Below are 8,661 nucleotides of genomic sequence, written 5' to 3'. Positions count from 1 at the left end.
CTGCCAAGAGGTCCCTGTCACCGCCGGTGGTACCCATGACAAAGGGCAAATTATGCTTGCAATAAAACTCGGCATTGCTGTTGACCGCCGGAGGGAGACTAAAATCCACACTGATAAATGGGCCGCTGTTTTCTTTGATGGTGCTAATGGCCTGATCTCTGTCCTGCGGTTGAATCAGAGTGAAGGCAACAGAATCAATGGTCGTTTCGGTTGCAGTGATTTCGGGACCGGTCAGCGATTGGGAGATCAACTCAAACCGGTTGTCGTTGAGCGCGTTTTGAACAACATTTGAGGCCATATTGCCGGGCAGGCCGTTGACCATAACTTTTATCGGGTTCATTTTGCACCTCCAAATTTGATGGATCCATAGTATTAGAATTCATCGCGTTTTAGGTTTAAAGTGATATTTTTTTCTGCCACCCCGCCTGACGGGATCTTCGATGGGCCAAGCCTGTCCCGCATTGCGGGGGTCAGAGATATCTGGCTCTGCCTTGGAGTTTTGTGTCTAAAATCACAAATTCCAAGCACCAAAAAACAAACAAGCTCCAAACTACAAGCACCAAATTACAAATAAATCTCAAATTCCAAGTCTCAAATTCCAAACAAGGGCTAAAACTATTTTTTTATTCTTTTGTTTGTTATTTGTTTTTTCGGTCACGTGCAGCGCAGGCGCTTGCGCCGCGTGTTGGAATTTATTTGTTATTTGTATTTTGTTATTTGGGATTTCCCCTTTTGGTTATTGTTATTTGTTTGATATTTGACATTTGTTATTTGGAATTTAATTTGCTGCATTTGAGACAGGGGCAAACCAAAGCCTGGTCCCATGGGCCAGGGCCATTTATGGATGGACACCAGGGTCAGACGGTTCTTGAGTAGCGGGCACTATCCTCTTTCCTTTCGATGTAACCGTCAAAATTCATCGCTATGTTTCTAATCAATAGCCTGCCCATCCTGGTTACTTTTAACATCCTGTTTTCAACGGATAGAAGATTATCGGCCATCATCTCATTAAGGTTGTTCAACCCCCAATCAAAGTAGGTCTCAAAATCTATGTCGAATTCCTTTTCGATTGAAGTAAAATCCAGTTCAAAGTCACACATTAATTTAGTGATAACACGCCGGCGCAAAAGGTCATCATCGCTCAAGTAACATCCTTTGGCTATCGGTAGAATTCCCCTGTCAAGGGCAGCATGATACTTTTTCTCTTTCTTGATGTTCTGGGCATAAATGCGCCCAAACTGGCTAATGCTGGTAATTCCCATGGCATAAACATCCGCACCCGCATGCGTGCTGTATCCTTGAAAGTTTCTGTAAAGCTTTTTCTCTTTTAGCGCCCGCGCAAGTTCGTCATCGGGTTTGGCAAAATGATCCATACCGATAAACACGTAACCCGCACCTGTAAGTTTTTCAGTTGACATCTTTAGAATGTTAAGTTTTTCTTCGGGAACGGGTAAATCTTGGGGGCGAATTACCTTCTGATGTTTTTTCATCCAGGGAACGTAGGCAAAATTAAAGAGTGCGATTCTGTCAGGATCAACATCAATAATGGTATCAATTGTCTTTGCAAAAGTCTTGGCAGATTGGAAAGGCAACCCGTACATTAAATCAAGATTAACGCTGTCAAATCCCAATTCACGCACCCAGTCGACAACCTTTCTGGTCAAACCTTCCGGCTGTATCCGGTTTACCGCTTTTTGAACCTTTTCGTTAAAATCCTGTACCCCCATGCTGATGCGATTAAAGCCGCCGTTTCTCAAAGCGATAAGATGGTCCTTAGTCAATTCCCGGGGATCAATTTCACAACCGGCCTCCACATCAACATGCAGGTCAAAACCGGCATTAATGTAGGAACTTAAATCAACGATTTCATCCGGGTTCAAATGCGTGGGCGTGCCTCCACCCCAGTGCAGTTGGACTGTTTTTCTATCTGACGAAATATGGGTCCTCAGCAAGTCTATCTCTCGCTTCAAGTAATCAATATACCTTTTGATTCTATCTCGGTTGCGGGTTACTATCATATTACAACCGCAGAAATAACAGAGTGTATCGCAAAACGGCAGATGAAAATACAATGACAAATCAGGCCGGCCCTGTTCCTGATTGGTCTTGATTACCTCATCAAGATAGTTTGCATGTGTAAACGATTCATTGAAATGAGGCGCTGTAGGATAACTTGTGTAGCGCGGTCCCGGTTTGTCATACTTTTTTATTAAATCGATGTCTATATCAAACAAGATCTTTCTCCCGCATCTAAGGGCTCGCGCAAAAATAACTTCACATTTTTACATCTCAGCTTCAGCCCATCTTTGGCTGATACCTCACTCGCACCCGATCTTATAAAATTGGCCGCGAAATAGCTAGCTATTCCTGTGGTTTTGCTCTCTCGGATCAGCCAAACCTGAACCAAATCTGAGCGCCAATTCTGCGAAGTTATTTTTGCGCGAACCCTAAGGTTTTAAAACAGCTTCTAATCTATACTAATTAATCAGCCGGGAAATTTTTTATCATAAAGCCTGATCTCTTAGCGCAATGGATGATCATATCTTAAAGCGTGTGCTGTTTGAGTGTATTAGGGATCGTTAGAAAGAACAGACGATCTGCAGAAAAATATCATCGCAAGAGATCACCGGTTGCTCAGCAAAAAAATTGTTTCATTATGAATGCCTCTGTTCTTTCTCTACGAGCCTTTATACACGAGTTCACACGGTTTAAGATATGATTATTCATGGAGCGATTCCACAGCAAAAACTCCACGACTCCGATACTAATTAAGGCTGCGCTTTTGTATCATTCAGGTGATAACGACCACTCTCTGCTTTAACAAAATCCACCAAAGCTTTAAGGTTTTCGGGGGGGACATCGGGCAGTATCCCGTGACCAAGATTGAAAATATGCCCGCGGCCCTCGCCAAATGATTTCAAAATTTTTCCGGCTTCAAGCCTTATCTTATCATGGCCGGCATAAAGAACGGTGGGGTCCAGGTTCCCTTGCAGGGCAACTTTATCTCCAACCTTTTTCCTGACGTCACCGATATTCATGGTCCAGTCCAGGCCTAATACGTCAGCGCCGCTTGCAGCAAGATTGTCCAGATTAAAGTGCACGCCTTTTGCAAACATAATCACGGGTACATCTTTTCCTTTGACCTGAGAGATTATTTTGCGAATGTATTGTAAAGAAAATTCTTCAAAATCATCTTGAGAGAGAAGTCCGCCCCAGGTATCAAATATTTGAACAGCGTCGGCACCGGCTTCAATCTTTGCACATAAATATACGGCCACGGCATCGGCAATTTTATCTAAAAGACTGTGGGCCAGTTTGGGGTTATTATAAATTAAATGCTTTACCTTTGAAAAATTCTTCGATCCCTGGCCTTCAACCATATATGCTAATAACGTCCAGGGCGAACCGCTGAAACCTATCAATGGAACCCGTCGGTTTAATGCCTTTTTTGTCAGGGCCACAGCATCAAGCACATACTGCAAATCAACAGTGGGATCAATTTGCTTAAGGTTCTTAGCGTCCTCTTCATTTCTAATCGGACGTGGAAACACCGGGCCCCTGTTTTCGTGCATTTCAAGGTGCATGCCCATTGCCTCGGGAATTACGAGAATATCAGAAAAAATAATGGCGGCATCAACCCCGATTAAATCGATCGGTTGCAATGTTACTTCGGCTGCAAGTTCGGGAGTTTTGCACATGGTAAGAAAATCGTATTTTTGACGCACCGCCCTGTATTCCGGCAAATACCGACCCGCTTGACGCATAACCCAAATTGGGGTTCTTTCAACCGTTAAGCGTTTGCAGGCGCGTAAAAACAAATCATTTTCAAGATTAGTCACCACTACCTCCCCTCAAGGTTCAATTTTATAATTGATCAGGTCAAATTATAATCTTTTTTTAAATATTTCAATTGTTTTTTCAACTCGCTACGTTACAAAATAATATATCTACCTACATCTGATGACATTGCATACACATGTTCTCTGGTATTCGATGTCTGTATTTCTCGTCGGCGCCTTTTGCGCCCGCTCTTTCAGTAGGGATTACACCTTTTTCATGGGGATTATGAAAAGGGGTCAAGTCTGCTCTTGACTCTTTTCAGTTTTTAACATGAGTCAAGAGCAGACTTGACCCCTAACCGAACCGGTGATCTCATTGACAATTTGACAATACTGCTTGCGTCTGATAATCTCTTGATTACTCATAATAACCTCCTTTTAGTGTTACGGGTTTTGATTTTGGTGCCTATATGCTATCAGGAGGTTATTTATTTACTATGACATAGATCATTTTGTTCTGTAGCAATCCCTTGTATTCTTGGGGGTATAACCTTTTGCTTTATTAATATATAACGTTCGTGCAGAGAATGCAGAAATAAAACACGTTCTGCGAACGTCCCGTATTCATATTCTGCATTGATGGAGAATTATCTCACAACCCAGATTATCCCTTCCATTATCACATGTTGTGTTTTTTTCGAATAGATCCAATTATTTTTTAGTTTTTAATCCTTGCGTAGGTGTTGTTTGGCCCGGATAAATGGTCAGCCGCTGTCCCGGATAGATCGGTTTACTCAGATGGAGCCGATTCCAGATGGCCAAAACCGGCAGAGGTACATCAAAGCGATCGGCAATTACAGAAAGATTGTCTCCTTTTTTGACCACATAAATGTGCTGCGCATTCTTTGCCTGCCATTGATCGACAAGCTCTTGGTAGTGGGCGTGAAAACCTTGAGCACTGTCTTTTGGTATCAGAATCGAATGGGTCCCGCGGGTTACGTAGTGCCCCCTGATTTCAGGGTTTAAATCCTTGATAGTTTTGAAAGATGTTTTGGCCGCTTGAGCAATGAGACGGATAGGTGTTCTGAAAGTCACCTTCAGTTTAATGCGGTCAAATTCCAAAAGTGGATAAAAATCCTCTTTTTGAAGCCGGAAGCCGTATTTTTCAGGGCTTGATAAAATCAGTTTGGCAGCCACAGCTCTTAAAACATACCGCTGGGTCTCCAAAGGCAGATATAGATCGTAGTAATTCTCAATTTTTTGAGCCATAATTTCCGCCTGGAGGCCTTTTTCACCCATATTGAAGGCTGCCGCCGCCAGGGTCCATGATCCCAGCATGGCATAAAGCTCTTGAAAGTAGTCAGCGGCCGCCCGGGTGGATGCAAAAATATTCCTGCGCTGGTCCTGATCGGCGTTGATCTTCAGACCGTATTGTTTCCCGGTCGCTTTCATAAACTGCCAGAAACCAAGGGCCCCCTTGGAGGATCCAACGTGCGGTCTTAAGTCGCTCTCGATAATGGCGATGAATTTGAGATCTGCGGGCAGCTGTCTTTGCTGAAGAATTTTTTCTATATGCGGCAGATAGCGGCCGGAGCGCTTCATCCACAGAATCACCTGGGAACGATTCCACAGCATCAGCAAGAGCTCCTTTTCCAGACGCTCTCTAACTTCCCTTTTCTCGAGCGGGACCGGTTCACCGCAAAAGTACAAAGGGGCATCGATCCTGACACCTGAAATCAGCGAAGGAAAGTTTGAAGGCTCAAGGGTATTGAGGGGATTACCCCAAGCAGGGGCCGCCGCCCCAAAAAACAGGCAAAAAAACAACCATATTCTCAACATATAATACCTCGCCCGAAATACCTGGATTTAAACTTAATCTTATCACGAAAGCACGAAAATACGAAGACACGAAAAGTATAATCTATTATTTCGTGCTTTTTATATTTCGTGTTTTCGTGATTAAAAAGTTATCAGCTGTTCATTAGAAATCCGAGATAGCCCCAATTTATTGCGTGTTAGAGCAATATCTGGTTTCTCTTGGATCGAGATTCACCGGCGGCGATGACCCTTATGGCCGGTCTTCCTTTGACAGGACATTTATACTCACAGATACCGCAGCCGACGCAGTCTTTTAGATTCACATAAGGCAGTTTTACATCAATATACTTTCCATCCGGACCGGGCATCCAGCCTTCATAAAGGCGGATGGCCTTGGGTGATGTGGGACAGTGTTCCTCACAGACGATGCAGGGCCCGTTGCCGGACCAGGGCATACAGCGTCCGCGGGCAATGTAGGCCGACCCGATCCTTACCGGAGCCTCGATTTTTTCTTTAACTGAAATCCTGCGTATGGCCCCCGTCGGGCAAACGCTGCCGCAAAGGGTGCAGGTGTACTCGCAGTAGCCCTGAATCATGATGAGGTTAGGTGTCCAAAAGCCCGCCATACCGGCCTCTGTCAGGGCAGGGTTGATGACGTCGGTGGGACAGGCCTTCATACAGAGTCCGCACCGCTGGCAGAGTGTCAGAAAATCATTTTCCGGTATCGAACCCGGCGGCCTGATCAGGCGCGGATCCGATACCTTGTGGATCTGACCGTCCAGTCTTCCCATAAAAGGCAGGGAGATGCCGGCCACCAAACCACCCAGTACGGCCCGGCGTCCCATATCCGGCGCTTTATTTTTGACCAGGGGCCATCTGAATTCAAAGGAGATTGCATTTTCAGGGCAGGCGTTAAAGCAGTTAAAGCAGAACAGACACTCAGAGGTTTCCCACTGCTCCCCGGAAATCGGGTTGGCGGCACCCTGACAGTTTTTGAGACATAATTTGCAGTCCGTGCATTTTTCGACATCCTTTTCCAGCCGCAAAAAACTATACCTGGCAAAGACCCCTAAAAGTGCGCCCAGCGGGCAGAGCGTGCGGCACCAGAAGCGCGGTCTAATTCGATTGATCAAGAGGACGATAAGAAAAAGCCCGCCGATCAACCACCCGCTCTGGTAAGCTTTATAGCCGTAACCGAAAATCGGGGACACAATGATCTCAGCACCGTAGCTGAAAAAATTTAAGGCTTTAAGATCGCTTTGAGCCATTAGATCAAAAAGTTCTTTAATACCGATCCCCAAACCGGGAAGGACGGCCAATGCCAGAGAGCGGAAAAGAAAAGAGATGGGGTCCAGCAGACCGCTTAAATTCAGGCCCAAAAGGGCGGCCAGCAGCAGCATGATCAGCAGAAAATATTTGAATCTCTGATCGGGCTTTTTGATATTGGCCTCAATCATTTGGTGCTCTTTAAGGGCCGGCTTGATAGTGCCGATCAGGTGATGAAAGGTGCCGAAGGGACAGATAAAACCGCAGAAAATCCGGCCGAAAAAAAAAGTCAGACAGAGCACACCGAGTGCCCAGCCGAAGCCTTTGATCAACGTTTGGCCTGAGATAAGCGCAGTTAGCACGACAAGAGGGTCCATTTCAAAGAAAAAAGTGACAGGGTATGCCAGCTCGATATCCTGTTCGGCCGTAAGCGCAATGGAATAATCGAGATAGATATCCTGGGGCAGGCGGCTTTCCACCAGCAAAAATAAGAAGAACAATAAAAAAAAAGTCTGGCTTATCCGTCTTATCCAGACCAGATGCGTTGCTTTCAAATCACCACCTGCTGCCGGCTGAGTTTCTGAAACTGGGAAGTTCCTAATCCCCATTTTTGTCCGAGGCGAATGAAGCCGATATCTTCGGGATTTAACCCAAAAAGGCCTGCGGCTCTGGCATCGGCGGCCACCGGGTCATTGCTTAAAATCAGGCTATTGGCAGCCGACACGTCCGAGGTCCTCCCGCCGGAGGGGCCGTTGGAAACCATGATGCGGGTGGCATCGATAAGGGTGACGGCGGGTTTGAAAAATTGAGCCAGGTCCACAATCACCTGGTGTATATCCTGATGGAACGCGCTGCGGCGCCCCCCGACGGCACCGAGCCAGTTCTTCATCCCCAGGGTCAGATCACTTAAAATATGAACCTTGGCCACCGGCAGATTGATGATTTTGTCGGCCTCTACCAGCGGAACAAAAACCGGCCAGACATCCAGGCGATGTCCCTGCAATTTCATCTCCCGCATCAGTGAGGAGCGTGGATAAATCAGGTCTGCCCCGGTTTTTTTGGCCACCACCCCGGCGCCGGTGATGGCAAAGCAGCGCCGGGCATCGTGAATGGTATGATCGGCGATTCTGACTTTTTTGGCACCGGCTTCCTGGCAAAGCTCGATGACCGCTTCCAGGACTTCGGGGTTGGTGGTTGCCGCCAGGTGGGGAGCTCTGGCCCAGGAAATATTCGGTTTAATTACCACCACATCCTGCTTGGAAACAAAATGCTGCATGCCGCCGGCCGCCTCAAAAACCTTGCGGGTTAAGTCTTTAACAGAATAGCCGTCTTTCTGACCCAGACCCTCTACAATAAATTTTTCATTTGCCGATTTGGCCCATGCGGCTCTGGCTTCATGCAAGGGCCAAGTCACACTACCGCTGAACGCCAGGCCGCCGGATATTTTCAGCAGCTTTTTTAGGGATTCTCTTCTGGTGATGGGTTGGTCCATGCCGTACACCTCTTTGGTGGTCGTATACACTTGATGAATTCGACTTTTTACGGATTCATCATAATCTATTTAACAATACCGGCAATGATACTGGAATCATTAGGAGATTCGAAATAAATACGTCTAAGTTCTCCGACACCCGCTTCTGCAAGCATATCCAGAAGCTGCTTTTCAGAATAGGCCTGACCGGCCGGTGTTCCCAGCAGCATGTTCAGGGAAAAAAGGGCCGGAAAGAGCGGCCCGTCCATGGTGTTGTCAAGAATGAATTCGTGGATCAGGATCATACCTCCCGGGTCCAAGACGGAA

At 46.2% G+C, this 8,661-nt stretch carries 5 protein-coding genes and 2 pseudogenes; all 7 read right to left on the bottom strand.

The window, feature by feature from the left end:
• Positions 1-340 (bottom strand): annotated as a pseudogene (locus V3S16_RS11060) (dihydrodipicolinate reductase); the annotation flags it as partial.
• A gap of 517 nt (positions 341-857) precedes the next feature.
• The gene (hemN, locus tag V3S16_RS11055) at positions 858-2,234 is read right to left on the bottom strand and encodes an oxygen-independent coproporphyrinogen III oxidase (protein ID WP_413884894.1); all 1,377 of its coding nucleotides are present in this window, start codon (positions 2,232-2,234) and stop codon (positions 858-860) included.
• A 534-nt stretch (positions 2,235-2,768) separates the two neighbouring features.
• Positions 2,769-3,839 (bottom strand): uroporphyrinogen decarboxylase, encoded by a 1,071-nt coding sequence (gene hemE / locus V3S16_RS11050; RefSeq protein WP_413884892.1) that lies wholly within the window; start codon positions 3,837-3,839, stop codon positions 2,769-2,771.
• A 651-nt stretch (positions 3,840-4,490) separates the two neighbouring features.
• Complete coding sequence (locus V3S16_RS11045) at positions 4,491-5,618, bottom strand: transglycosylase SLT domain-containing protein (protein WP_413884890.1); 1,128 nt, start codon at positions 5,616-5,618, stop codon at positions 4,491-4,493.
• A 176-nt stretch (positions 5,619-5,794) separates the two neighbouring features.
• On the bottom strand, positions 5,795-7,417 hold the full coding sequence (locus tag V3S16_RS11040) for a 4Fe-4S binding protein (RefSeq protein ID WP_413884888.1): 1,623 nt from the start codon (positions 7,415-7,417) through the stop codon (positions 5,795-5,797).
• Positions 7,414-8,355 (bottom strand): DUF362 domain-containing protein, encoded by a 942-nt coding sequence (locus V3S16_RS11035; protein WP_413884887.1) that lies wholly within the window; start codon positions 8,353-8,355, stop codon positions 7,414-7,416. Before V3S16_RS11035 ends, V3S16_RS11040 begins: the two co-directional genes overlap by 4 nt.
• Positions 8,356-8,420: 65 nt before the next feature.
• Positions 8,421-8,661: pseudogene (locus V3S16_RS11030) on the bottom strand (SAM-dependent methyltransferase); the annotation flags it as partial.

It is taken from the genome of Candidatus Desulfatibia sp. (genome assembly GCF_036446775.1).
Lineage (GTDB): Bacteria > Desulfobacterota > Desulfobacteria > Desulfobacterales > UBA11574 > Desulfatibia_A.
Note: the sequence above shows the minus strand (reverse complement) of the source record. Positions and strands in the feature narration are given on the sequence as shown.

What these genes read in the sequence shown, in the direction of transcription:
- V3S16_RS11035 (WP_413884887.1), bottom strand. Translation starts at nt 8,355, where the DNA reads ATGGACCAACCCATCACCAGAAGAGAATCCCTAAAAAAGCTGCTGAAA.
- V3S16_RS11045 (WP_413884890.1), bottom strand. Translation starts at nt 5,618, where the DNA reads ATGTTGAGAATATGGTTGTTTTTTTGCCTGTTTTTTGGGGCGGCGGCC.